The sequence below is a fragment of the Paraburkholderia sp. ZP32-5 genome (genome assembly GCF_021390495.1).
Classification (GTDB): Bacteria; Pseudomonadota; Gammaproteobacteria; order Burkholderiales; family Burkholderiaceae; genus Paraburkholderia.
Genome location: NZ_JAJEJP010000002.1, coordinates 2,114,607 through 2,139,412 on the forward strand (window position 1 = coordinate 2,114,607; position 24,806 = coordinate 2,139,412).

At 60.7% G+C, this 24,806-nt stretch carries 21 protein-coding genes; 10 read left to right on the plus strand and 11 right to left on the minus strand.

All coding sequences use genetic code 11. The annotated features are described in order from the left end of the window. Nucleotides 1-14 precede the first annotated feature (14 nt). From L0U82_RS28140 to L0U82_RS28155, 4 genes are all read right to left on the minus strand, one after another. Nucleotides 15-1,025, minus strand: a complete 1,011-nt coding sequence (locus L0U82_RS28140) for a glycosyltransferase family 2 protein (protein WP_233836249.1) — start codon at nt 1,023-1,025, stop codon at nt 15-17. A 69-nt stretch (nt 1,026-1,094) separates the two neighbouring features. Beyond that, nucleotides 1,095-2,597, minus strand: coding sequence for a hypothetical protein (locus L0U82_RS28145; RefSeq protein WP_233836251.1), 1,503 nt, complete (start codon nt 2,595-2,597; stop codon nt 1,095-1,097). A gap of 18 nt (nt 2,598-2,615) precedes the next feature. Next, a complete protein-coding gene (locus tag L0U82_RS28150; protein ID WP_233836253.1) occupies nt 2,616-3,734 on the minus strand; it encodes a glycosyltransferase family 4 protein in 1,119 nt (372 codons plus the stop codon). Between the two features lie 58 nt (nt 3,735-3,792). Then, complete coding sequence (locus L0U82_RS28155; protein WP_233836254.1) at nt 3,793-6,117, minus strand: polysaccharide biosynthesis tyrosine autokinase; 2,325 nt, start codon at nt 6,115-6,117, stop codon at nt 3,793-3,795. Between the two features lie 775 nt (nt 6,118-6,892). On the opposite strand from L0U82_RS28155, the gene L0U82_RS28160 reads away from it, so the two are divergent. After that, nucleotides 6,893-7,864: a GlxA family transcriptional regulator gene (locus L0U82_RS28160; RefSeq protein WP_233837530.1), complete on the plus strand. Its 972-nt coding sequence runs from the start codon at nt 6,893-6,895 to the stop codon at nt 7,862-7,864. Between the two features lie 111 nt (nt 7,865-7,975). Next, nucleotides 7,976-9,004 carry an ATP-grasp fold amidoligase family protein gene (locus tag L0U82_RS28165; protein WP_233836255.1) on the plus strand — a complete coding sequence of 343 codons (1,029 nt, stop codon included), beginning with the start codon at nt 7,976-7,978 and terminating at the stop codon, nt 9,002-9,004. A gap of 74 nt (nt 9,005-9,078) precedes the next feature. On the opposite strand, the gene L0U82_RS28170 is transcribed toward L0U82_RS28165, so the two are convergent. From L0U82_RS28170 to L0U82_RS28180, 3 genes are all read right to left on the minus strand, one after another. Beyond that, nucleotides 9,079-9,738 carry a substrate-binding domain-containing protein gene (locus L0U82_RS28170; protein WP_233837532.1) on the minus strand — a complete coding sequence of 220 codons (660 nt, stop codon included), beginning with the start codon at nt 9,736-9,738 and terminating at the stop codon, nt 9,079-9,081. A 62-nt stretch (nt 9,739-9,800) separates the two neighbouring features. Then, entirely contained in the window at nt 9,801-10,484 is a 684-nt protein-coding gene (ligK, locus tag L0U82_RS28175; protein WP_233836256.1) for a 4-carboxy-4-hydroxy-2-oxoadipate aldolase/oxaloacetate decarboxylase, read from the minus strand. A 2-nt stretch (nt 10,485-10,486) separates the two neighbouring features. After that, nucleotides 10,487-11,512 (minus strand): amidohydrolase family protein, encoded by a 1,026-nt coding sequence (locus tag L0U82_RS28180; RefSeq protein WP_233836257.1) that lies wholly within the window; start codon nt 11,510-11,512, stop codon nt 10,487-10,489. Nucleotides 11,513-12,009: 497 nt separating this feature from the next. Between L0U82_RS28180 and L0U82_RS28185 the strand changes: the two genes are divergently transcribed. From L0U82_RS28185 to L0U82_RS28200, 4 genes are all read left to right on the plus strand, one after another. Continuing rightward, nucleotides 12,010-12,714, plus strand: a complete 705-nt coding sequence (locus L0U82_RS28185; protein ID WP_233836258.1) for a GntR family transcriptional regulator — start codon at nt 12,010-12,012, stop codon at nt 12,712-12,714. An 83-nt stretch (nt 12,715-12,797) separates the two neighbouring features. Continuing rightward, the gene (locus L0U82_RS28190) at nt 12,798-14,213 is read left to right on the plus strand and encodes an MFS transporter (protein ID WP_233836259.1); all 1,416 of its coding nucleotides are present in this window, start codon (nt 12,798-12,800) and stop codon (nt 14,211-14,213) included. 56 nt (nt 14,214-14,269) lie between these two features. Next, a complete protein-coding gene (locus L0U82_RS28195) occupies nt 14,270-15,142 on the plus strand; it encodes an isocitrate lyase/PEP mutase family protein (protein WP_233836261.1) in 873 nt (290 codons plus the stop codon). Between the two features lie 114 nt (nt 15,143-15,256). Beyond that, entirely contained in the window at nt 15,257-15,658 is a 402-nt protein-coding gene (locus tag L0U82_RS28200) for a DUF3597 domain-containing protein (protein WP_233836263.1), read from the plus strand. A 146-nt stretch (nt 15,659-15,804) separates the two neighbouring features. Here the strand turns inward: L0U82_RS28200 and L0U82_RS28205 are convergent, their stop codons facing one another. The 3 genes from L0U82_RS28205 to L0U82_RS28215 all read right to left on the minus strand — a co-directional run bounded on the left by L0U82_RS28205 (nt 15,805) and on the right by L0U82_RS28215 (nt 18,657). Further along, nucleotides 15,805-16,077 (minus strand): hypothetical protein, encoded by a 273-nt coding sequence (locus tag L0U82_RS28205; RefSeq protein WP_233836264.1) that lies wholly within the window; start codon nt 16,075-16,077, stop codon nt 15,805-15,807. 354 nt (nt 16,078-16,431) lie between these two features. Then, a complete protein-coding gene (locus L0U82_RS28210) occupies nt 16,432-18,129 on the minus strand; it encodes a Na/Pi cotransporter family protein (RefSeq protein WP_233836265.1) in 1,698 nt (565 codons plus the stop codon). A 228-nt stretch (nt 18,130-18,357) separates the two neighbouring features. Beyond that, nucleotides 18,358-18,657, minus strand: coding sequence for a YciI family protein (locus tag L0U82_RS28215; protein WP_233836266.1), 300 nt, complete (start codon nt 18,655-18,657; stop codon nt 18,358-18,360). A gap of 95 nt (nt 18,658-18,752) precedes the next feature. Here L0U82_RS28215 and L0U82_RS28220 point away from each other — a divergent pair, with 95 nt between their 5' ends. From L0U82_RS28220 to L0U82_RS28230, 3 genes are all read left to right on the plus strand, one after another. Then, nucleotides 18,753-19,643: a LysR family transcriptional regulator gene (locus tag L0U82_RS28220; RefSeq protein ID WP_233836267.1), complete on the plus strand. Its 891-nt coding sequence runs from the start codon at nt 18,753-18,755 to the stop codon at nt 19,641-19,643. Nucleotides 19,644-19,877: 234 nt separating this feature from the next. After that, nucleotides 19,878-20,618, plus strand: a complete 741-nt coding sequence (locus tag L0U82_RS28225; RefSeq protein WP_233836268.1) for a 3-ketoacyl-ACP reductase — start codon at nt 19,878-19,880, stop codon at nt 20,616-20,618. A 174-nt stretch (nt 20,619-20,792) separates the two neighbouring features. After that, the gene (locus tag L0U82_RS28230) at nt 20,793-21,197 is read left to right on the plus strand and encodes a Fis family transcriptional regulator (protein WP_233836269.1); all 405 of its coding nucleotides are present in this window, start codon (nt 20,793-20,795) and stop codon (nt 21,195-21,197) included. A 99-nt stretch (nt 21,198-21,296) separates the two neighbouring features. On the opposite strand, the gene L0U82_RS28235 is transcribed toward L0U82_RS28230, so the two are convergent. Further along, on the minus strand, nt 21,297-22,103 hold the full coding sequence (locus L0U82_RS28235; protein ID WP_233836270.1) for a 4'-phosphopantetheinyl transferase family protein: 807 nt from the start codon (nt 22,101-22,103) through the stop codon (nt 21,297-21,299). 231 nt (nt 22,104-22,334) lie between these two features. Here L0U82_RS28235 and L0U82_RS28240 point away from each other — a divergent pair, with 231 nt between their 5' ends. Then, nucleotides 22,335-24,782 (plus strand): penicillin acylase family protein, encoded by a 2,448-nt coding sequence (locus L0U82_RS28240; protein ID WP_233836273.1) that lies wholly within the window; start codon nt 22,335-22,337, stop codon nt 24,780-24,782. The last annotated feature ends 24 nt before the right edge of the window (nt 24,783-24,806 follow it).

A 24,806-nucleotide genomic window follows, 5' to 3' on the forward strand; every position in this document is an offset into this window, starting at 1 on the left:
CATGACTCCCGACTTCAGCGCCCGGCCGCGCGGCGACGCGCGAGCGGGTTGGCGATATAACGCACGGCGAAGTCGGACAGCGGCGAGTAAGGCACCAGACACAGACTCGAAAGCACGAGCGTGCCGAGCTTTTTCTTCAGACTCCAGAATGGATTCGCCACGATCGTGTGCAGATAGTTGTGCGAGTCATGCAACATCCAGCTCCAGCGCGACAGCAGTTTGGCTCGATAGAGACTCGAGCAGAACGTCGCTTTTTCATGCGAAAAGTCCAGAAATCCCGGTGGAAGTTCGATGTCGAGGCGGTCCCGCGCAATGTTCCTGAGGATCGCCCAACGCATGTTGAACGCACGCGGCGCTTTGGTCGGCTGTTCGGAGTTCGCGAACGACACCGATTCGCCGTCGGCGTTATGCACGCGGTAACCACCTAAAGACTTCGGCAGGTTAGCAATCGGCCCGGTCAGCGCGACGCCATAGATCGCGTAAAAGTCCGCGCCGTAACGATTCACGCCTTCTTCGGGAACCGGAAAGATCCGCCGCAGCGAACTGACACGGTAAGCATTGCCCGACGCGGGCGGCGACGGATAAAGCCACCCCCCGCGCAACAGCTTGCCGCAGTCGGCCGGCGGCTCGCTGTGCGGCACGAACGCGCCGGTCAATTGGCCATCGCCGTCCATCACGTCGAGACGGAACTGCACTTTTGCCCACGCGCTGTTTTCAAATAGTCGCATCACTTCGGACGCCGCGCCCGGGTAGAGCACGTCGTCCGAATCGAGAAAGATCACGAATTCGCTATCGATAAAGCCGATCGCGTGGTTGTACGCGGAGACCTGTCCGCCATTTTCCTTGCAGACCGACAGAATGCGACTGCCGTAGCTTTCCATCAACGCGCGGGAGCCATCGGTCGAACCATCGTCGATCACCATGACCTTGGTCGCCGGATAGTCCTGCGCTAACGCGGAGTCGATCGCCGCACCTAGAAAGTGCTCGTAGTTGTAATTGCAAATTGCAATGGTGATCTGTTTCATGATGCCTCGACGCTATCTGTCAGATTCAATACGCCGGCATCCGGCGTTCGTAAAGTTTTCGACATGCCGCTACGCCACGCGTTGCGCGGCGCCGCGCACAACGAGGTAAGCCAGATGATTCGGCGCATGGCTGCCGGGTTTGCCGCCTTCACCCTTCTGTTCATCGTGACTGTCACCATTCACCTCATCGGGTACTCTGAAGCGCACTTTCATCAGATCGTTATCCCAGCTCACCGCGACATCGTCGGCCGCGCTCGCGTCGCCGCTCAGCGCATCGATGAAATCGGCCCGCGCCGCGCCTGAACGCATCGATGCGAGCCCCGGAATAGCGACGGTTTGCCAGCCCGCGGGCGCGCGCACCTGCATTACCAGATCGTTACCGGACAACAAGGTATTCACAGCAACGCCCGGACCACCCTGCACCTGCTTCGGGAAACTCGCCAGTTGGCCGCCCGCGGTCTGGCGCAGCACGATCAGGCTGCGGCCGGACACGTTGTAAGTTCGCGCGGGCGGACCGCGATGCGTGAGACGGAAAGGTTCATAGCCGTCCCAGTGATAGATCATCGACACGTATTTGTCCGGGTCGTCCCAATTCCTGCCGAGCGCCCACACCGCGAGATCGAAGAAATAGCGCGGCAGGTAGTGCGGATCTTTCATGTACTCGTTGCCGATCTCCGTTTGCCAGATACCGCGCGCGGGACCGTTCTTCACGTATTGCTGATACAGCGATTCGAAATCGGACACCGGAAGATAGTGCGTATCGATGTAGTCGACCCAATCGAGCATCCGCTGGTTCGATGCCGGGCTGCGGTATTCGAGCCATTGGCGGAAGTTGTCGAGACCGCCCTGATCCGGCCAGCCGCCATAGACCACATACGCGTGATAACGGCGAATGATCCGCGCCGCCGGAATATGGATCCGCTCGACGTAGTCCTGCATCGCTCGCGGATAGGGTTTCGAGCGCTTCTCGTCCCTGCTGAAATCGGGGCCATGCCAGAACGTTGCCTGCGGCAATCCACCGGATAATTTCCCGGCGGCCTCGTTCCAGATCTGGAAATAGCGCAGGTTATAAGGCGGCGCCGAGTACTTGCGAACCACGGCTTCGACGTATTGCGTCCATGCATCCACATCGACCGGCGCCGAATTCGAATCGCCCGGCACGCTCGCATTCCATTTCGGCGTATAGCCGAGCAATAGCAGCGAGTTGATGCCGTTGCGCTCGTTTCGAATCAGGACCGACGGTAGATCGCCATCGAATGCGGAGCCGGTCCTGTCGATGCGCATGATCTCGCCGCGCCGGTCAGGTTGACCTGGACCGACCGAGCCACGCCCCCAACTGATACCCATCGCGCGCCACATTTCGATGTCGGCACTCGAACCGGCCCAGCCATTGGTGCCGATCAGGTCCGTGATCATGCGCGCGCGGGCGCGCGGCGGCGGTGAGCCTTGCGTCACTGCGGTCACTGCGCGCGCGGGCGCGACGTATGTCAACGGTATCGCCGCCTCGGCGGCCAATGCCGCGAGTGCGCGCAATGCACGTCTTCTGCCAGCACGGGTCTTCACGCGATCCATGTTCGGTCCCGTCCATCGCTAGCTCGTCGACGCGCGCGGCGCCAGCTCGGTCAGCCGGTCGCCGGTCTGCCCGTAGACAATTTCGAGAACCTTCTGCGCCGCGCGCTCCCAGCGAAATTCGTGCGCGTGCCGCAAGCCGAGCGCGCGGTGGCGTCGTCGCAGATCGGCGTCGCTCATCATCTGCTCGATCTTCGCGGCGATGTCGTCGGCGGACGTCGCGTCGCAGTACATCGCGGCATCGCCGCACGCTTCCGGTATCGACGTACGCGCCGAAGCGATCACCGGGCAGCCGCAGTACATCGCCTCCAGAGGCGGCAAGCCAAATCCCTCGTAGAGCGACGGGAAAACCAGACAGCCCGCGTTCTCGTACAGCGACTTCAATTCGCCATCCGACACGAAACCCGCCCATACGACCTGGCTGGAATGCGCGGCATGATCGTCCGCGCCATCGTTATTGAAGATGCGCGGATTCTTGCCGCCGACAATGACGAATTTGACCGCGCCCAGATGACCGAGCCGCTCGATCGCGTCGAGCACCCCGTGCAGGTTCTTGCGCGGATCGAGACTGCCCACGACGACGCAATAAGCGTCTTTATCCAGTTCGAGACGCGTGAGCACCGACGGATCGGCGACGATGCGGTCGAGATGATCCGCACCGGGATTCACCACGTTGACGCGCGATTCGTCGATCTTCAGGTGATGGCAGATGCGCGTCTTCGAGTAAGCCGATACGGTCAGGATCGTCGAATGCGTGCGTGGCAGCATCGAGAAGCACACGTGATACCACCAGCGGAATTTTCTGGAGAAGCCCTGAGGCACGTCATAGACCGCCATGTCATGAACCATGACGATCTGCTCGCGCTTGAATAGCGGATTCGTATTGCACAGATTGAGCAGCGTGATGCCGCGCGCGGCAAACGGCAACGTGATCTGTTCCCACAGCGTGCCGCGCAGCCACGGAAAACGCCGCTGCGGCTCCAGCAGCGCCCCGGGCGCCACCGCGTTGCGCGGCATGAATACCTCCGGCTTGTCGCCGTGTGCCGCGCGCATCTGCATCGCCCTCGTCAGTTCATACGCGACGCGCTGAACCCCCGTGACGGGTTGCGAAGTAAACTTTCCGTTGATTGCAAACGTCATCAGGTTCTCCGTGTTACGCCGTCGGGAGCGGTTCGGTTACTTTTCGCCGTTGACAGAATCACGCTCCATGCGGTGCTTGAGGCGGGATCCCCGGCTCGCCAAAGTCGCTGGCGTAATTCGTCTCGTAGCCATACTTCTTCGTGCTTCGACGCAGCGGAATGCCGTTGAACACCGCCCCCGCGATGCGCCCTTCCGCGCGCTCCATCTTCTTGAGCGTGTCGGCGATTTCCTCTTCGCTCTGCATACCGGAGCGCAACACGAGCAACGACGAACCGGCATCGCTCGCGATGATCGAGGCGTCGGTGACGGCAAGAAACGGCGGCGTATCGACGATCACCAGATCGAACTGGCTCGACAGGCGCTCGAGAATTTCCCTGAAACGCGGCTTCATCAGCAGCGCCGCCGGGTTCTCCGGACGCATGCCGCACGACAGGAAGGTCAAGCCCTCGACGCTGGTCGCGCGCAATGCGTTGCGCAGCGGCATCCGCTCCGACAGTACTTCGGACAGGCCGCCACGATTGCTCTCGTTGAATAGCGAGGCCAGATGGCCGCGCCGCATATCGGCGTCGATCAGCACGACACGCGCGCCGGTTTCCGCCTGCAGGCTCGCCAGATTCGCGGCGACGAAGCTCTTGCCCGCTGAAGGTGTCGGCCCGATGACCATCACGATGTTGTTGCGCGCATGCGCCACATCACGCGTGAGCGCGGTGCGAACTCCGCGCAGTGCTTCGACCGACGTATCGTGCGGGAAGCGCGCGGCAAGAATCCGGTTGTTGTCGCTGGCACCGAATTGCAGGTCGTGCATGCCCTTCTGCAGCGGCGGATGGGCGCGCGCGGCCGCGCCCGGCAGCGATTTATGGCCCGTGCTGCCCGCGGTGCGGTCCATCAGCAGTTGCTGCTGACTGAACAGGATTTCACCGAACACCGGTACGCTCAGCTGACGTTCGATAAAGCGCGGATCGGTCACGCCGGTCAGTACATGGCGGCGCATGAAGACCAGCACGACGCCCGACACGATGCCGAGTATCAATCCGCCGCCGAGCACGAGAATCGGCTGCGGCATCACCGGACGATGCGGCCGGATCGCCGAATCGAGGATGTGCGCACCGCCCGTCGTACTGGCGCGGCGAACCTGCAATTGCTCGGCCTTCTGCACCATACCCATATAGATCGTTTCCGCCACCTTCTGCGCGCGGATCAGATCGACGCTCTCACGCTCGGATGCCGGCATTCCGTTGAAATGGCCGTCGAATTTCCCTTTCGCCTCTTTCAGCTGTGCAAGTTGCTGGTCGATGTTCTGTACCCAGCGACTTTGTTCGGTATAGCGATCGAGCATTTGCGTACGCTGCACCTGCAACGTCGCGATCTGCTTATCCAGATCGAGGCCGCCTTGCAGATAGGCCTGAGCCTCGCTGGTCGGCTGCATCGATTGCGAATTCGAACGGTAGTTCTTTAGCGCCTCTTCGGTTTTCTTCAGATCGGCAAGCAGATGCGGCAACTCGCCGTTGATGAATGCAAGCGTTTTCGTATCGTTCAACTGGCGGCTCGCAATCGCCGAAGCGAGATACTGCTGCCCCAATGCATTGGCGACCTGCGCAGCCTTGTCCGGATCCTTGTCGCGGTACTCGACATCCATCAGACCCGAGTCCTTGACCTTGTCGCCGATCTTCAGCTGCGTCGTGAAGCGCTTGACCGCGTCGAGTTCATTCCAGCGGATCACTTCGAACTTCGTACCAGGCCGCGCGGCCAGTTCCTTGACTAGCATCGATACGCCATTGCCCGTGGCAGCCTCGCCCACTACGCCGGTCAGCAGCACATCACCGGAGGGGCCGCGCAATTCGTACGCACCGTTATCGCGCGTGACCAGGGTCAGCTTCTCTTCCTCGAGATTGCGCGGCACATCCAGCGAACCGATACGAACACGCTCGCCGCCCCACGCGAAAGAACTCAACCCGAGCCATGGCGCGGACGGATGTCCCGGTGTGGCAAATTTTTCAGCGATGTCGCCGAGAATCGGAATCTTGTGCGGTGTGACCGATACGTCGAAACGGAATTGATCGATGACCGGTTGCAATACCGAGCGGCTTTCCATCACCGCCATCTCAGTGACGGGCGATGGCGCGGGTGGAGGCAGCGCTTCCTGGTTCTGCAACGCAAGCCCGAGCGCATTCGGCTCGGGTGGATCGACCCGCACGGTGACGTCGGCCGAATAGATCGGCGTGGCGATCAGCAGATACGCGACCGCCAATGTGAGAACAACGGCCGTCGTGACGACGATCTCCCAGATGTGGTCACGCATCAGCGTGAGCATCCCGCGTGCACTGAGTTGACGCCGATCGGTCTCGATGGCGGGATAGAGCGAATTCTGCGGATAGTAGTCCACCGGTCTCATCCTTGCAGGTTGATGCGCAGAGCGGAGAGCAAGCTCGCTTTGCGTCGCTACGTCGCCTGGTACGCTGCCACCGGCCGCATCAGCCCTGAATAAATGGCAGGCCGCACGGCGAAGCGACGTGCTGGGTCGGGTTAGGTCGGGGAACCGCGTTCGGGACATCTCGAACGACGGATGGCTGCATACGCCTATTGCTTATCCACTTCGGTATTGCCAATTGTTCTTCTCGTGAATTCGAAATGCGAACTCCAATGCGCCGAATCACGGTGACAATTTGTCTATGGATGGTGCAGTGAAGCATAGACTCCAAAACAAGTGCGCAATCGCTCGCGGCATAAATTCGGGTGTTATTGGCCGATTGTGCGGAGCGTTTTACAGAAGCCTGCGAATAGCGTAAAGCCTTGTTGCGATCTGCAATTGGTGTAACAGATTTATACGGGGCGGCGCATACATCGCGACAGAACGCGTCACGCGCCAATCATGTGCGAAGACGAACCCGTTTATCGGGGTGCATCCCTCTCTTTCCTTGTGAGACGGTGCATTCGCCGATTTTTCGCACTGCACAATCGACGCAATGGCATTGAAATGGATCAGAAAAAACTTCTGCCCTCTTATATGTACTAGAACGCATTTCAATAGAGTGCAAGGTAACATTTTCTCGATCATGACTATTACGCCAAAACACCCGCGCATGCCAGCCAAGCTCGTCTCACTCAATTCGATGCGCTACTCTCAATGCAGAATTTTCCCGTCTGGAGAAGCACGCGTGATGAAGCATATTGGTCTGTTCGTCTTCCAGGATTGTTCGATGGCAAGTACCGGCGCGATCGGCGACGCGTTCCGTCTTGCCAATGAGTTCAAAAAAGCCGCCGGTGAAGAGCCCACCTATCGGTTCTCTGTACTGTCGGACGGCGGTGGTCTCGTGACCAGTTCGTCCGGCATCTCCATCTGGACGCAACGCCTCGAGCGATATTGCCTGTCCGATTTCCATGCGTTCTTTGTCGCATGCCGTGACGTCACTGAAGTGGCGGAATCCAACGATCGCTTTCTGTCGTGGATCTCGCTGCAAGGCTCGATCGCGTCGTTTGGCATGCAACAGGGTGCGAACCTCGCCGTCGTTTGCAACGATCCGCTGCAATCGACAGTACCTATATTTCTATTCGATGACAGCGGCGATGCCGCGCGGACTCAGAGCAATGTCACGCCCGCCGATCTCGCGATCGCGCAGATCGAGCGCGACGTCAATTCCGACACCGCGCGCAAGATCGGCCGCATTCTGCAGGTGGGCTATGTAGAAAAGAGCAAATCCGAGCTCGACGACGTGAACATCACGACGACGGCCGAAAAAATTCGCGAATCAGCTCGGTGGATCAAGGAAAACTACAGCAAGGCGATCTCGGTTGCGCAAGCCGCCGAATCCGTTGCGATGAGCAAGCGAAACTTTCAACGCCGTTTCAAATGCGAGTTCGGCATGACGCCGCTCGAATACCTGTTGCGTACCCGCTTCGAGATCGTTCGCTCGATGCTGAAGAACACCGACTTGCCGGTCGACAAGATCGCGCGCCGCTGCGGCATGGGCGATGGCAATCGGCTGGGGCGGCTATTCAAGGAACGCTATGGCATGTCGCCGACGCAGTTTCGCGCGCAACAGCATGTGGAAGCCGAGGAACGCTGGCTGACACCGGAGGAAAGCTGGACCGCCGCGACCGGCATGTTACGGCAGGCGGCCGCCACGCTCTGATTCTCTAACCCCAACTCTCTAACCTTCTTTTCCGGATTGCGCTTCCCCCACTCTCGATTCCTTCGATTCTCCGAGGACGACACCGTGCCTCGACCGCTCAGGGATTAGAACATGACAATTATCAGATCCGCCGAACTCGACGGCGAGGACGCGATATCCGCGCCGGAATATGGCGATGCGGAGCCTGCCGTCCACGCTATTATCGAAGAGCATCCACTACTGGGAACGGACCCACATGCGCTCGCACAGCTGAGTGCGCATCCATCGGCCCCGCAACCACCCTCCACGGTCAGAAGGATCAAGGAGGCCGCGAAAACGCTATTGCCGGACTCGCTATTTGTAAGCCTGTTACATCACAAATGTATCGGCCGCTACCCCAATCTGATTCATCCGGTCACCTTCAATGAAAAGATCCTGTTGCGCAATTTGCGACCGGACCCTCGTTACATTCATCTGACCGATAAGCTGCTGGTGCGTGAACATATTGCCGAAAAAATTGGCGAGCAGTATTTGATACCGCTACTCGCGGCACCCGATGTATTCACGCAGCAAGTATTCGACGCACTGCCGGATGCTTTCGTGATGAAAGCCAATCACGGCAGTACGTTCGTTGAAATCGTCAGGAACAAATCGGAAACGTCGTTCGAGAAGCTGCAGGTACTCGCCGAGCGCTGGCTTGCCACCTCTTTCTACTACGTTGCGCGCGAGCGGCACTATCGGGCGATCAGGCCGCGCATCTTCTTCGAGCATCTGCTGTTAGACCAGCAAGGACGGATACCGGCCGATCTGAAGATCCACTGCTTCGGCGGCAGGCCCGGGCGGCCGATCATCTATATCCTCGTGATCTCGGATCGCTTCGGCAACTCGCACGGCGATGTGTACGACGTCGACTGGAATCACCTCGATATCACAATCGGCCCGTACAAACGCAGTGCAGCGCCCGGCCCTCGACCATCGAATTTTCCGGACGTGCTGGACATCGCAATCCGGCTAGCCGAAGACTTCGACTATGTACGAGTCGATCTGTACGCGCCGGACAATCAGGTCTTTTTCGGTGAATTGACGTTTACGCCGGGCGCGGGCGTACTGCCCTTCAAACCGGATAGCGTCGACTACGAGTGGGGAAAGCTGCTGGCGTGAATGAAATCGATTGCATGAAGCGCCGCCTGGGCGGCGCTTCATGCATCGCTTCATACTTCGTTATTGCGCCGTTATTAGGCCGGCGTCATACCGTTGGCGATCTTTGCTCGGTCCGCGTCACGCGAAGCCAGAAACGACAGCAATTGACGTGCAGCGTCGCGCTGACGCACGGCCGTGCATAACGCAGCGGTAAAGACCGTCGTGGCCTGAGCATCCGCAGGCAATGGACCCAGCACGTCGATACCCTGCACGTGAATCAGCTCGCTGAATTGCTGAAAGCCGAGCGCGACGTCGCCCTGTGCGACGAGCTTGCCCACCGGCACACCCGGCGGCGCCTTCACGAGGCGCGGCGCGATATCGCCGGCAATCCCCCAGCGTTCGAACAGTTCGAGCAGATGCGTACCGCTCGGGCCGGTCGAATAACCAATGCTACGAGCGCCGAGTACCGCGTCGCGCAGCGCTGCCTCGCTGCCGATGTCGGGATGCGCGGCGCCTGCCGCCACCGCGACCGCAATACCCGAGCGCGCCAGTTCGACCCGGCTATCGTGATCGACATGGCCTGTGCTCGCGAGCTTGTCGATCGCGTCGGCCGCGAGCACGACGATATCGAATACCTCGCCCTGCTGAACGCGGCGTGCCGCATCGACGCCTCCAACCGACTCGATCGCCACTGTCTGTCCCGTCTGCTGCTGATACGACGCGGTGAGTTCGGCCAGCACCTGGCGCGTGGCCATCGATGAAATGCCGGTAATCGCCAGGTTCACGGCTTGACCATTGATGATCGCATCCACGCTCGTCAGTCCTTGTAACGCAAGCCGGCCTGCTCGAGCGGCCCACGCATGTTGTACATGTCGAGACCCAACACGCCGGAAGCGAGCTTCGCGCGCTTGTCCGCTTCATTGGCCTCGCGCGCGGCGGCTTTTTCGAGCACCGCGGGCGCGAGTGCGGTCGGCACGATCACCACACCGTCATCATCCGCGACGACGACATCGCCCGGCGTGACCAGTGCGCCTGCACACACGATGGGAATATTCACCGAACCGAGTGTCGCCTTGACCGTTCCCTTCGACGAAATGGCCTTGCTCCACACCGGAAAATTCATCTCGGTCAGCACGCTGACATCGCGCACACCGGCATCGATAATCAACGCATGCGCACCGCGCGCCTTGAAACTCGTGGCGAGAAGATCGCCGAAATAGCCGTCCGTGCAATCGGCAGTGACGCCGGCGATAACGATATCGCCAGGACGGATTTGTTCGGCCGCGACATGCAGCATCCAGTTGTCACCCGGTTGTAGCAATACCGTGACTGCCGTGCCACTTGCGCGCGCGCCGACATAAATCGGCCGCATATAGGGCTTCAGCAGACCGGTGCGCCCCATCGCTTCATGCACGGTAGCCGATCCGAGCGCGCCGAGTTTCGCGGCGACGTCACCGTCCGCGCGCTGAATGTTGCGATAAACAACTCCGAGTTCGTACATGATTACTGTCCTTTCGATTTGAGCATCGCGTCGAGACGCGGATAGACGCGGCGAGCATTGCCTTCATAGATCTTCTGGCGCTCTTCAACGTCGACATGCGCGGCTTCGATATAGCGCTTCGTATCGTCGAAATAGTGGCCGGTCTCCGGATCGATGCCGCGCACCGCGCCGATCATTTCGCTGGCGAACAGAATGTTGTCGACGGGGATCACACGCGTCAGCAGATCGATGCCCGGCTGATGATAGACGCAGGTATCGAAGAACACGTTGTTCAGCAAATGATCCTTCAGCAAAGGCTTCTTCATTTCCTGCGCGAGTCCGCGGAAGCGACCCCAGTGATACGGCACCGCGCCGCCGCCGTGCGGAATCACGAAACGCAGCGTCGGAAAATCGCGGAACAGATCCGACGTCAGGCATTGCATGAACGCGGTCGTATCGGCATTCAGGTAATGCGAGCCGGTCGTGTGAAAGCACGCATTGCAACTGGTGCTCACGTGAATCATCGCGGGAATGTCGTATTCGACCATCTTCTCGTAGATCGGATACCAGTAGCGATCGGACAGCGGCGGGCTGGTCCAGTGGCCGCCGGACGGATCCGGATTCAGATTGATCGCGACATTGCCGTATTGCTCGACACATTTGACGAGTTCGGGAATACAGGTCGCCACATCGACTCCGGGGCTTTGCGGCAACATCGCGGCCGGCACGAAATGCTCCGGAAACAGTTGGCTCACGCGATAGCACAACTCGTTGCAAATCGCCGCCCATGTACTCGAGACTTCAAAGTCGCCGATGTGATGCGCCATAAAACTCGCACGCGGGCTGAAGATTGTCAGGTCGAGACCGCGCTCGCGCATCAACCGCAACTGATTGCTCTCGATCGACTCGCGCAACTCGTCGTCGCTAATCTGCAATTCGGACGCCTTCGGCATCTCCGCCGGGCTCTTGATGCCTGCGATCTGGCGATTGCGCCATGTCTCCAATGCTTTCGGCGCCGTGGTGTAGTGGCCGTGAATGTCGATGATCACCGTGATTCCTCAGAAGATGGATTTAACCGGCGGCGCTACGCGAGATTCGCGCGGCGCCGTATTCCCTTTGTCAGTTTCCGTTCGCTAATGCGCGGCATTCGGATAAACGGCCGCCCCACGCTATCGACCGAAGGTACTGTTCGCGACAGGCGTGCTAAAGCACGGGTTAACCATAGGGCTGGCGCGAGTATCCGCATTTTTGCCGTTGTGCATAGCACCGGCGAAGCCGGCCTGATTCGCGTGAAGGCCCGTCGCGAAAGCACTTGCGGCAGACCGACGCGCGCTGAAAGCGGGTCTCGCGCAGGCATGCTTGCGCGCATCCTCATAAACAGAACAGATGCCCTGGGAATGAAGTCGCATAGAACGGATGCAGCGGCATCGCGCGAACGGGCTTGCGTACGCTCGAACTTGCCAGCGCAATTTCCAGGGAAATCACCAAGCCTACGCTGCATCACTTTGCATACAATGTAGCCACTCAATTCGTGATTGACGCCGTCATGACATCGAAACAGAGTGTTTTGCATACAATGCCGGCTTTGCCGGCTCGATCGCCGGACGACGTTTATCTGGCGATCAAGCAGTCGCTCGCCGATAGCCGCTATGGCGCAGGCCAATACCTGCGCGAGGAACAGTTGGCGAAAAGCCTCGGCGTCAGCCGTACTCCGGTGCGCGAAGCATTGCGGCGTCTGGGCGCCGAAGGCTGGGTCGAGATCAGGCCCAACTACGGCGTGCGAGTCAAAGCGTGGTCTTTGCAGGACGCGCGCGAGATATTCGAAGCGCGGATTCTGATCGAGCCGTTTCTGGCCGGTCGCGCCGCGTTGAACATCGGCGCCGCGGAAATCGAGCGGCTCGACGCGCTCGCCGCGCATATGACGGCCATCACGCAACGCCCTTCCACACCCGAAACGCTGGAAGCGTGGTTCGCCGCGAACGGCGAATTCCATTCGATCATCACCGCAGCCGCGGGTAACGCGCGGCTCGACCGTTCATTGACGTCGATGAAGGAAACGCCGCTGATCAAGTGGACGTTCGATTCCTACAGCGACGAACACCGCGCAAGCAGCGCGCGCCAGCATGTGGAAATCGTGCAGGCACTCGCGAATCGCAACGCCGCGTGGGCAGAAGCGATTACCCGTTGCCATATTCTCGCCGCCGAAAAGGCAGTACTCGACCGTTATCAACGAGAACACTCTTCGCCGTAACTCATCGCACTACCAGCACCACCGCACGACCGCACATTGCCGCAACACGAATAGCCGTCCCATAACGACGCAGGAGACGTGAAATGCCGAGCACCGTGAACGCGGGTCCACGACTGGACAGATTGCCTATCTCCGGTTTTCACCGGCGCATCCTCTGGCTGATTGGCGGAGGCATGTTTCTCGACTCGTTCGATATCTACCTTGCCGGCGGCGTACTCGGCGCGCTGGCAAAGAGCGGCTGGTCGACGATGCAACTGAACGCGGCGTTTCTGTCGTCGACGTTCGTGGGCATGCTATTGGGCGCATTCACCGCGGGTCTGCTCGGTGACGCGAAAGGCCGCAAATTTACCTATCAGTTCAATCTCGCGATCTTCGGCCTCGCTTCCGTTGCCGGTGCGCTCGCGCCGAACATGACGTGGCTGATCGTCTGCCGCTTCTTCATGGGCCTCGGGCTCGGCGCTGAAATCGTCGTTGGTTATGGTTCCGTCGGCGAATTCATTCCGCCGGCGGTGCGCGGCAAATGGTCCGCGTATCTGTCGCTGATCACGAACTCTGCGCTGTTCTTCTCGACGTTCATCGGCTATCTGATCATTCCGACGATCGGCTGGCGCGCGATGTTTGCAATCGTCGGCATCGGCGCGCTGATCGTGTGGGTGATTCGCAAGAGGATGCCGGAGTCGCCGCGCTGGCTCGAATCGAAAGGCCGTTATGACGAAGCCGATGCAATTCTTCGCCGGGCGGAAGCGGAATCGCAGACAGCGACAGGTCAGCCATTGCCGTCGTTCATACCGGCGTCTCCCGAATCGGCGGCTGCGACTTCTCGCTCCACTACGCTCGTCGAATTGTTCAAGGGTTCGCAGATTCGCCGCACACTGCTCGCGATTTCCGTGCAGATCGGCGTGAACGTCGTGATTTACGGCTTCATCGTCTGGGTGCCGACGTTCCTGATCAAGCAGGGGCTCGGCATGGCTTCATCGCTCGGTTATACGACGCTGATGTCACTCGGCGGTCCCGCGGGCGCGTTCCTCGGTGTGCTGATTGCCGATCGCGTCGGCCGCAAGAACGGTCTGATCGCGGTCGCCGTGATTGCCGCCGTGGTGGGCTGGGCGTACGGCAATTCGACCAATGTCGCGATGGCCACCGTACTCGGCTTCATGCTATTCACGCTGACCTACCTGATGGTGGCACTCGGCATCGCCACGTATATCCCAGAGCTGTTTGCCACCGAAAACCGCATGCGGGCAAACGGCATTGCAGGCTGCGCGGGCCGTATCGCCGGCATTCTCGCGCCGCAACTCGTGGTCGTCATGTATGCATCGGGCGGCGTCAAGAACGTGCTGTCGGTCATCGTCGGCGTGCTCGTCGTGATGGCGGCGATTCTCGCGATGTTCGGCATCGAAACGAACCGGCGCTCGCTCGAAGATATCGCGCCGCCGCCGACCGTCGATGCGGACACCGCGCTCGCCGCAGCGTCCGTCGCGCGCGAACCGCGTCGTTGATCCGACATCCAGCCGACACATGAGTCGACCTTTCATCGTCATCAAACGGAGATAGCATGAATGCACAGAACAAACGTCAGCAATTGAAGGCACGTCTCGCGCAAACGGAACTCGTTACCGCGCCCGGCATATTCGATCTGATCTCCGCGAAGATGGCCGACTCGATGCAGTTCGACTGTCTGTATATGACCGGCTTCGGTACCGTCGCGTCGTATCTCGGTCTCGCCGATGCGGGGCTCGCAACGTACACGGACATGGTCGATCGCGTCACCGCGTTTTGCGGCGCGACACATACGCCGATGATCTGCGACGGCGACACCGGCTATGGCGGTTTGCTGAATGTCGCGCACACAGTGCGCGGCTATGAACGCGCCGGCGCCGCGGGCATTCAGCTCGAAGATCAGGAGTTTCCGAAGAAGTGCGGACACACGCCGGGCCGCAAGGTGATCGCACTCGACGACATGGTGAAGAAGATCAAGGTCGCGGTCGAAACGCGTGAAGACGCGAACTTTCAGATCGTCGCGCGCACGGACTCGCGCACATCGCTCGGTCTCGACGAAGCATTGCGGCGCGGCGAAGCGTTCGCAAAAGCCGGCGCCGATGTGCTCTTTATCGAATCGCCCGAAAGCGTCGAAGAACTGGAAACGATTGCACGCACATTCGATACGCCGCTACTCGTGAATATCGTCGAAGGCGGACGCACGCCGCAACTGACGCCCGCCGAATTGCAGAAGCTCGGCTTTTCGATTGCGATTTATCCGGCGTCCGGCTTTCTCGCGGTGGCGAAAGCGCTTCAGGATGTCTACGCGCAGATCCACGCGCGGCATGGCACCGCGCATGTGCAAAACAGCATGTATCCGTTCGCGGAGATGTGCAATCTGATGGGCTTTCCCGCAGTCTGGCAGTTCGATCGCGAGCATGCCGAATGAAAGCGCTCTGACAAAATTTTACGTCTGTCGCCAAGGTGATCGCGTAGCATAGCGAGGGCATGTGCTGCGAGCGCGATGCGCTCGCATTTGTCCTCTATCTGCGGAGATCTGGAAATGAGTATTTTCGGTGACATCGTTCACAAACTGTTCGGCAAGGCCAAGCCGGACCAACCTCCCCCCGCCGCGGAACCGACGCCCGATCCGGCCGCCGCGCAAGCCGCGACACCCGACGCACCGGCTGCACCCGCACCGCTGACCGACGTCGACGTTGCCGCCGTGATGGATCAGCTCGTCAGCGAAAGCGGACAAACGCTGAACTGGCGCACGTCGATTGTCGATACGATGAAGGCGCTCGGTGTCGACAGCAGTCTCGATCACCGCAAGCAGCTCGCACAGGAATTGAAGTACAGCGGCGATATGAACGACTCGGCAAGCATGAACATCTGGCTGCACAAGCAGGTGATGCAGGCACTCGCCGCGAATGGCGGCAAGCTGCCGCCGGATCTGGCGAACTGAGCATTTGCTCTTAGGCACGGTTGTCCGGTTGAAGCGCACAACCGTGCATCAAGCGCAGCAACACACAAAAGCCGCGCGTAAAGGTAACACGAGGGCACTTAAATGCCCTCTCGCTTTGCAATTCGGAAGATACGGGAATGCGGCGGCTATTGCGCCGCAGTGAGCTTGAGTCCCGGCCGCAACGGCAGTGCGGCCTCTTGTGGACCCTTGCGTTCGTCCGACACCTGCTCGATACCTTTTCTCGTGACTTCTTCGAGAAAGGTCAGACGCGCACGGTAGTAATCAGCACGCAGTTGTGCGTCGAGCACAAGCTGTTCCGCCTGAAACAATTCCATGCGCAAGTTATTCAACGCGCGCTCGGCCTGTTTCTCGGGAGTAGGAGCATGTTGTGAAGCCCAGTTAGCAAGCCACCTCATCATGGTGAAGCCCTCCTTGGTTCAATGCTCTGCCGTGACAGGCTATCAAATTCCAGGCGGGACGTGTGTTAATTTGTCCCGGGCGTTGCTTATTGCACAAGCGACTGTATTCGAGCGCACCATTTGCATGCCATCGCGCGATACTCGCATTCGCGACTGGGCACTTCCCGATTGATATCGACCGATACCGCGAGATCGCAGAGAAGAAAAAGCCCGCACAGGGAAGGCGGGCCAAAACAACTCTCCGCTCACACGTGTCATGACCTTGACACGCCCAGAGTCTAGCTGTCGCCCGATGCGAACGTCAGTGCGTTTCCGATCAGTTCCGCGCGAATGCAACGATCGTGAACTATCGCGCTAACCTTCGTGAAGCGGCTCGACATTCTTCGCGACGGCTCTCGCGAATTGCGTGATCTGCCGGCCCTGCTCGATCAGATCCATCGCGAGCCGGAACGTCACGACATCCCCTTTATCCGCCAGTTGAAGTTTCGCGAGCACGACCTGACGCGCGGTTGCGGCGAGTTTGTCGATCGCCGGCTTTTCATCGATAACCTTCGCGACTTCCGCCGGATCGGGCTGCTCGATCGTGCGGATCGCCTGTTCGAGATTGCAGATCACCGCATCGGTGAATTGCATGGTGGCAGCATCCCGCAAGCGAAGCAGATCGATCTGTTGCGTCAGTCTTTGCTGGCCCACCGTCATCAGCGTGGTGCGAACAATACCGCTGATGCTCTCGAGGTTGCTCGCGACTTGCGTAAGGCCGACTATCTGCTGACCTTCGTCTTCCGAATGTTGCTGTTGCGACAACTGGCCGATGTAGTGAAGAATTTCGGCCGCGAGCCGGTCGGCTTCCTTGTCCTGATCCAGCAGAAGATTGATCTCTTCCATCGTGCCGTTCGACACCATCTGCGAGCCGCCGCGCACGATATCGAGTACCTGCGCGCCGAGCCGCGTCAATTCGATGCGTATGCGCTGCAATCCCAGCGCGGGCACGGTCAGCGATGCTTCGTCGAGATACAGCGCATCGCCCGCGGGCTTGGCTGCCTGCGCACGCTTCGGCACGATGAATTGCGCGAAGCGTGCGATCGGACCGGTGAACCAGATCAGGATCAGCGTGCTTGCCACACTGAAGATCGTATGGGCATTGGCCACCTGTCGCGGCGCCTCGGCCGCGAGCCGCGCGTTGCCTTGCAGCTCCGGAAAGGACGGCGAGATAAAGCGCACGAAGTCCGCCATTTGCGGAATCAGAAAAATGCCGACCACGACGCCAAACAGATTGAAGATCAGATGCACGATGCCTACCTGCACCGCTTCGGGCGGCTTGCCGATCGATGCCAGCAGCGCGGTACCACAGGTGCCCACGTTCGCGCCGAAAATCAGCGTAATGGCCGCTTCGAGCGGCATCAGACCTTGCCCGCTCAACGCAATCACGATCCCGAGCGTCGCCGCGGAGCTTTGCACGATCGCGGTGAACACCGCGCCGACGATGATGCCCATCAACGGATTGCGCATGTCCTGCATCGCGTCGATAAACGGCTGATACGTGCGCAGCGGATGAGTCGCCTGGCCCATCAGCTGGATGCCGAGAAACAGCAACCCGAGCCCCATGACCACGCGCCCGATCTGTACCAGCAATTCACGGCGGCCGAATGCATGCAGCACGAAGCCGATCGCGAGCATGAACGGAGTCAGCCGCGATACGTCGAACGCGACGATCTGCGCGGTGATGGTCGAGCCGATGTTCGCGCCCATGATCATCGGCACCGCCTGGCCCAGCGTCATCAGCCCGGCGGACACGAAGCCGACCATCAGCACCGTCGTGATGGTCGACGAATTGAGCAGCGCGGTCACCGCGGCGCCTGCCGCCATGCCGCGAAACCGGTTGGCGGTCAGCACGCCGAGCAGCGACTGTAGTTTCGCGCCGGCGATCGCCTTCAGGCCACCGGTCATGAACTCGAGGCCGAGAAGAAACAGCGCAAGGCCGCCGATCAGCAAGCCGCATATCTCGACGAGGTTCAGCCTGACCGGGTCCATCTCTGCCAGATACGAAGTCATCCTGATGTGCCTTTTTAGTGACGTGAAATGCACGGATAGAACTGCGGACGGCTCGACGCCCGGGCCGGTGCTGGCGCAACGAATGGCTGCTGCGCCTGTGTCCTGGGCAGGTACTTCAGTAGATTAAGAAAAAGCGTGCGCCCAGGCAAGGGATCGCGCAGCAAGGCCGGCATCGGATTACCGCGGGCAAACAGCTATCTGACACGTGTTAAGAAAACCCTGAGTTCGTCACCCGCCGACGCGCGTTCCATCGGCGAACACCTGCTTCCAGATCAGGATACGCACCGACTTGCGCAAGCCGGTCGGCCAGAACGGATCATCATGAACGAGCCGCTCGACCTGTTCGTGGGTGTTCGCTTCGACGAGCCATAAGCCGCCGTCCGCGGCACCATCCGCGTGACGCAGCGGGCCCGCCGCGACGATCGCCGCGGCATTGCGTTCGAGGAATTGCAGATGCGCATCCATGTGCCGCCGTCGCAATTCATCGGCGTGTTCGGCATGATCTTCGAATAGAACCGCAAATAGCATTACCGTGCTCCTGTTTCCCGTTGGTTGAGACAGTCGAGCTTAGTGCGGCATCATGCGTGTCTCAAGCCGGAAAACCGCAGCACGGGTCTGCAAAAATGCCTGCATTCGATTGGAACGATCTCCAGTATGTTCTTGCCGTCGCTCGTGACGGCTCGCTCGCCGCGGTCGCGCGGCGCCTGAAAGTCGACCCGACCACGGTCGGGCGGCGGCTGCGCGCGATCGAAGCGGCGCTCGGCGCGAAGCTGTTCGAACGCGATAGCGACGGGCAGATGCGCGCGACCGATGCGGGCCGCATCGTGATCCAGCGCACGCAAACGATCGAAGCGGAGATCGGCAATCTCGATGCGGCCGTCCGCACGCACGACGTTGCGGTACGCGGCACGGTGCGGCTCACCGCGGTGCCGGTGCTGATCAACCGGGTTCTGATGCCGGCGTTGCCGGCGCTGATCGCACGACATCCCGAACTGAACATCGAACTCGTTGCCGACCATCGCGATCTGAACCTGCCGCGTCGCGATGCGGACATCGCGGTGCGTCTCGCGAGACCGGGCAACGAGGCGGGCGAGCGGATCGTCGCGCGCAGGATCGGCATGCTGGCCTATGCGGTCTATGCCGCGGCGAATTGCGCCGACCCTCACGCATTGCCATGGCTGACCTACGAGGCCGGCATGCGCCACCTGCCTCAGGCGCAGTGGATCGCGCGCGTGGCCGACAGCGACGGCGGCCTCGCCGCGGTGGTCGCGAACGACGCCGAAGCACTGCTGCAAGGGGTTCAGGCAGGGCTCGGGCGATCGCTGCTGCCCTGCATCGTCGCGGATCGCACGCCGGGCCTCGTGCGTTTGCCGCACGATCATCACGCGCCGCCCGAGCGCGAAATCTGGACGCTCACTCATCCGGATGTGCGGCCTCTCGCGCGAATCTCCGCGGTGCTGGCGTGGCTCGACGCGATCGTCGCAACGCCTTATGCGATGTCGGCCGCGACGTAGCGAGACACAGCCAATGCGGCCCACGGCGATCGATCTTCAGACACCCTGCTCTGAAGTATTCACTTCGTATTGATGTCAACCGTTGCGCGGTCAATCAACGCTTGTGCTACCGACTCGACTTGGCAGTTAACCCGTAGGTGAAAATGCTCATCGTGCCGCCCGCTGGCGGGTGCCAATAATATCTCCATCCTCCAGACAAACCCGCTCTAATTTCACCCGAAAGAAGGAGGACTTATGGCAAATCGCATTGCCTACGTAACTGGCGGTATGGGCGGTATCGGCACCGCAATCTGTCAGCGCTTGCACAAAGAAAATTTCACGGTCATCGCGGGATGCGGCCCGAACTCGGCACGCAAAGCCCGATGGCTCGACGAACAGAAAGCGCTTGGCTACAACTTCGTTGCTTCCGAAGGTAACGTCGCGGATTGGGAATCCACGGTGAAGGCGTTCGAGAAAGTCAAAAAGGAAGTCGGCGAAATCGACGTGCTGGTCAACAACGCGGGCATCACGCGCGACGGCATGTTCCGCAAGATGTCGCACGAAGACTGGGTCGCGGTGATCGACACCAACCTGACGAGCCTGTTCAACGTGACCAAGCAGGTCATCGAGGGCATGGTCGAGCGAGGCTGGGGCCGCATCGTCAACATCTCGTCGGTCAATGGTCAGAAAGGCCAGTTCGGACAAACCAACTACTCGACCGCGAAGGCCGGCATTCACGGCTTTACGATGGCACTGGCGCAGGAAGTAGCCACCAAGAACGTGACCGTCAACACCGTGTCGCCCGGCTATATCGGCACCGACATGGTCAAGGCGATCCGCCCCGAAGTGCTGGAAAAAATCGTCGCGACAATTCCGGTGCGCCGGCTCGGCACGCCGGAAGAAATTGCGTCGATCGTCGCATGGATCTCATCGGATCAGGCGGGCTTTGCAACGGGAGCGGATTTCTCGTTGAACGGCGGTCTCCATATGGGCTAGTGCAAGCGGCGCCGCACGTCGTGCGGCGCAACTGCTTGCCGTTGCGATGCCCATCTTCAGGTTCACTGATGTCGCGGCCCGGCGCAAGCCGGCCGCGTCAGTATGCTTATGGCCAGAAAAGCGAGCCCGCGTCGCGCGACAGCCGTGAAATCGCCACGGTCAAACCCGAAGGCGATGCAGCAGCCGATCGTACCCGCGAAAGCGGGTGAAATCTCGCTCGACTATCACATGACGCTCGAGGCGCTGCGCAGCGGCGTCGGCAATCAATATCACGTCGGCAGCATGGCGCAGGCCATTTATATGGCGATGCTGCTCAATCAGCGCGGCTATGGCGTGTCGGTACCGGAACTCTTTCGCGACGCGGAAAGCGTCATCCTGCATTGCCGTCAGTCGGGTCTCGAAACCGGCACCTGTGTCGTCGACAACGATGCCTATGCGCTGCTCGGGCAGGTTCTGACGCTGTTCGATCAGCAACTCGCGGCGGTGCCGGTGCGCGAACTGGTCGCGGTCAACGCGAAGTTGAAGCAGCTTTTCACGAGCGCCAATGCCGGATATGACGGCGAGGATAATGCGCGGTAGGGAAGTCGTAGAGCAGAGCCATGGGATTGGCGTGAGTCGTGTGATTCGCGTGTGCTCGCGGTGAGCGCCTACCGTTACGACAGAAGTTGCAGATTGCGCTTACAGGTCCGGCAATACGCCATCGCCCGACCACGCGACACAGGCGCAATAGCCTGCCGATATCTGAAGCCATTGCGCATCCAGTTGCAGGATTGCATTGCCATTGCGTGCATGGTCGTCGCTCAGTGCGACGCTCGGTTCATGCTGACCATCGCCATCGCCGAGCACCGAAAACCATGTCATGCCGTCGCCGATGCCGACGCCGAGCGCCTTCAACAGCGCTTCCTTGGCGGTCCAGACCGCATAGAACGCGTCGGCGCGCAACGACACCGGTAGCGCCGATACATACGCGTTGTCGCGCGGCGCAAACACCGTCGGCGTCAGCCGCTGCCAGTCGATCCCGTTACGGGCGGCCTCGATATCGACGCCGACACGCCCTCGCGCGGCAATCGCAATCAGCGCATGGCGCCCAGAATGCGATACGTTGAAATCGAGGCATACGTCAGGCGCGCCCGGCGTATTCGACAGCGGGTTTCGCAGCGACACGATACGCGGCCGGCCCGCGGCATCCGGCTCGAAATGCAATGCGTCCGGCTTCACGCCGGTTCGTTCGGCAAGCAAGTAACGCAATACCACACGTGTGCCCGCGTGACGCAACGCGTCTTCGTGGCGCAGAAAGCGCGCGGCTTTCGCGCGCTCATCATCGGACAGCACCGCGAAAGCCGGATGCTCGAGACTCATGGCAAAGTCGAACGTAACGCAGAAGATTTCGATACCAGCGGCGCGTGCACGCGGTACATCCAGCACACGTACATCGAAATCAGGGGCAGCGGTTGCGATCATCGAATTCATTTTCAACGTGGTCATGGTGGCCAGCGGGCTCGTACCATTTACCTGAAACGATCGGGCGCGGCAAGCTCGCCGGTAAAAGCGACGCTAGCACACTGCTCGCGTTGCGCGGATAACTCCCGTCAGTAGTGTTCTATGATCTGGTCGACCGGTCCAGTGGTTGCCGTGAGTCGATAGGCGCTGACGGCGAAGCCTGTGATCGCGCGACACCTGTTACACCGTACTCAACGTCAGCCCGGAGGAAAAGCCATGCGCTTGAACATCGTCCCTGGCCGCTACCTCGCCGCGCTGCTGATCGCGCTTATCTTCGCCGCAAGCTTGCAAAGCTGCGCGACCCAGGCCACCGATAGCGTCACGCGCACGGAGCCCTATCGCGTCGAGATCCGCCGTACCGCGCTCGGCATTCCGCATCTGAAAGCGGACGATTGGGGCAGCCTCGGCTACGGTTACGGCTATGTGCAGGCGCAGGACAATCTGTGCACGATGGCCGACGGCTTCGTCACGTATCGCGGCGAACGCTCGCGCTACTTCGGCGCGAATGCGCGGCCCACCGTCGAAGCAAGCTTCGGCCAGCCCGACAATCTCGACGCGGATTTCTTTTTCCGTTTCATCACCGACGACGCGGCCGTTGCGCGCTACCGCAACAGTCAGAGCGCCGACATGCGCGCGTTGATCGACGGCTTCGTCGCCGGCTATAACCGCTACGTCGCCGACCTCGCTCGCGGCGAATTTCCGGGCGCGCATGCGGCCTGTCGCGCGGCGCCGTGGGCCGGCAAAATCACCAGCACGGATATTTACCGGCGCCAGTACGCGGCGAATCTGGCGGGCGGCGCGGCGCGCTTCGTCACCGCGATTGCGCGCGCGCAACCGCCCGCCGCGACGCCGCCGCTTTCTAACGGACTACCCGGAGAAATGCGAGGCGACGCACCGCTCGCTGACGTCGGCGGCCACGCGGGAATCGGCAGCAACGCACTCGCGTTCGGCGCGGACGCGACGCACAGCCGCAGCGCGCTGCTGCTCGCCAATCCGCATTGGCTCTGGAGCGGCCCGGATCGTTTCTATCAGGCGCAACTGACGATTCCCGGCAAGCTCAATGTAAGCGGCGTGTCGTTTCTCGGCGTGCCGCTGATCGTGATGGGTTTCAACGACAACGTTGCGTGGGCACATACCGTGTCCACCGCGAAGCGTTTCGGCCTCTTCCAGCTGACACTCGTACCGGGCGCGCCGACGCATTATCAGGTGGACGGGAAGCCTGAAGCGATGGTACCGACGCAGCTGCACGTCGAAGTGCGCGATACCGACGGCTCGCTGCATACGGTATCGCGCACGTTGTACCGTTCGCGTTTCGGCCCACTCGTCAATCTGGCGACGCTGTCGCCCGCGCTCGCGTGGAATGCACAGCAGGCATTCGCGTTACGCGATATCAATGCGGACAATGTCCGCGTACTCGAGAACTTTGTCGAATGGAATCAGGCGACGTCGCTCGACGATTTCATTCGTATCCAGAAGAACAATGCGGCGCTGCCATGGGTCAATACGATCGCGATCGGCCGCGGCGATCCGCGCGTGTGGTACGCGGATATCGGCGCGGTGCCGAACGTGCCCGACGAACTCGCGCAGCGCTGCACGCCGCCGGCGGGTCAAGCGGTAGCGCGCGCTATGCCGGGCGTGCCGTTTCTCGACGGCTCGCGCAGCGACTGTGACTGGCGCGACGAGCGTGGCGCGGCGCAACACTACGCGCTGCCGGCCGCGCAAATGCCGTCGCTGCTGCGGCGCGATTATGTCGGCAATTTCAATGACAGCTACTGGCTCAGCAATCCGGCCGCGCCGTTGACCGGCTTCGCGAAGATCGTCGGCCCGATCAACACGCCGCAATCGTTGCGCACGCGGCTCGGTCATGCGATCGCCGCGCAATTGCAGAGCGATCCCAACGGCGTCTCCGCCGAGGCGCTCGAACGCGCGGCGCTCGATAGCCGCTCGATGTCGGCGTTGCTATTCAAGCAGCCGGTACTCGACCGTCTTTGCAACAGCGAGGCGATCGCCACATTGCAAGCGACGGAGGAAATCGACGAACGGCGCGCGGCGTGCAAGGTACTCGGCGCGTGGAACGACACGGCCGCCACGACCGCGGTTGGCGCAACGTTGTGGGACGAAACCTGGCGGCGTCTGCTGACGATTCCGCCCGCACAGTTGTACGCGATACCGTTCGACGCCACGAAGCCATTGACCACGCCGGCCGGTATCGCCGCCGATCCCGCCAGGCTCGCCGCCGCGCTGCACGACGCAATCACGGCACTACGGAGCGCCGGCATCGCCATCGACGCGCCTCGCGGCGCCGCGCTCTACGTACAGCGCAACGCCGAGCGCATTGCGTTATATGGCGGCTGTGATGCGGCCGGCTACTTCACCGCTGCGTGCGCGTCGCATCCGTTCGATTCGAGCGGCTATTCGATGAACGTCAATCCGACCGGCGATACGTATCTGCAGGTCGTGTCATTCGACGACACTCAGGTAATCGCGCACACGCTGCTTGCCTCGTCCGAATCCGACGATCCCGCGTCGCCGCACTATGCGGACGCGACGCGCGATTACGCCGCTAAGCGGTGGCTGACTGTGCCGTTCTCGGAACAAGCGATTGCACGCGACTCGGAGTTGGGCGTTCGCACGCTGAGTTCAGCGGATGCAAACGCGCAATAAGCGGGTGATCAGATCAATAAGGAT

What these genes read in the sequence shown, in the direction of transcription:
- L0U82_RS28200 (WP_233836263.1), top strand. Translation starts at nt 15,257, where the DNA reads ATGAGTATTTTCGGTGACATCGTTCACAAACTGTTCGGCAAGGCCAAG.
- L0U82_RS28225 (WP_233836268.1), top strand. Translation starts at nt 19,878, where the DNA reads ATGGCAAATCGCATTGCCTACGTAACTGGCGGTATGGGCGGTATCGGC.
- L0U82_RS28150 (WP_233836253.1), bottom strand. Translation starts at nt 3,734, where the DNA reads ATGACGTTTGCAATCAACGGAAAGTTTACTTCGCAACCCGTCACGGGG.
- L0U82_RS28160 (WP_233837530.1), top strand. Translation starts at nt 6,893, where the DNA reads ATGAAGCATATTGGTCTGTTCGTCTTCCAGGATTGTTCGATGGCAAGT.
- L0U82_RS28145 (WP_233836251.1), bottom strand. Translation starts at nt 2,597, where the DNA reads ATGGATCGCGTGAAGACCCGTGCTGGCAGAAGACGTGCATTGCGCGCA.
- L0U82_RS28220 (WP_233836267.1), top strand. Translation starts at nt 18,753, where the DNA reads ATGCCTGCATTCGATTGGAACGATCTCCAGTATGTTCTTGCCGTCGCT.
- L0U82_RS28165 (WP_233836255.1), top strand. Translation starts at nt 7,976, where the DNA reads ATGACAATTATCAGATCCGCCGAACTCGACGGCGAGGACGCGATATCC.
- L0U82_RS28240 (WP_233836273.1), top strand. Translation starts at nt 22,335, where the DNA reads ATGCGCTTGAACATCGTCCCTGGCCGCTACCTCGCCGCGCTGCTGATC.
- L0U82_RS28205 (WP_233836264.1), bottom strand. Translation starts at nt 16,077, where the DNA reads ATGATGAGGTGGCTTGCTAACTGGGCTTCACAACATGCTCCTACTCCC.
- L0U82_RS28195 (WP_233836261.1), top strand. Translation starts at nt 14,270, where the DNA reads ATGAATGCACAGAACAAACGTCAGCAATTGAAGGCACGTCTCGCGCAA.
- L0U82_RS28185 (WP_233836258.1), top strand. Translation starts at nt 12,010, where the DNA reads ATGACATCGAAACAGAGTGTTTTGCATACAATGCCGGCTTTGCCGGCT.
- ligK (WP_233836256.1), bottom strand. Translation starts at nt 10,484, where the DNA reads ATGTACGAACTCGGAGTTGTTTATCGCAACATTCAGCGCGCGGACGGT.
- L0U82_RS28215 (WP_233836266.1), bottom strand. Translation starts at nt 18,657, where the DNA reads ATGCTATTTGCGGTTCTATTCGAAGATCATGCCGAACACGCCGATGAA.
- L0U82_RS28210 (WP_233836265.1), bottom strand. Translation starts at nt 18,129, where the DNA reads ATGACTTCGTATCTGGCAGAGATGGACCCGGTCAGGCTGAACCTCGTC.
- L0U82_RS28170 (WP_233837532.1), bottom strand. Translation starts at nt 9,738, where the DNA reads ATGGCCACGCGCCAGGTGCTGGCCGAACTCACCGCGTCGTATCAGCAG.
- L0U82_RS28140 (WP_233836249.1), bottom strand. Translation starts at nt 1,025, where the DNA reads ATGAAACAGATCACCATTGCAATTTGCAATTACAACTACGAGCACTTT.
- L0U82_RS28235 (WP_233836270.1), bottom strand. Translation starts at nt 22,103, where the DNA reads ATGACCACGTTGAAAATGAATTCGATGATCGCAACCGCTGCCCCTGAT.
- L0U82_RS28190 (WP_233836259.1), top strand. Translation starts at nt 12,798, where the DNA reads ATGCCGAGCACCGTGAACGCGGGTCCACGACTGGACAGATTGCCTATC.
- L0U82_RS28230 (WP_233836269.1), top strand. Translation starts at nt 20,793, where the DNA reads ATGCAGCAGCCGATCGTACCCGCGAAAGCGGGTGAAATCTCGCTCGAC.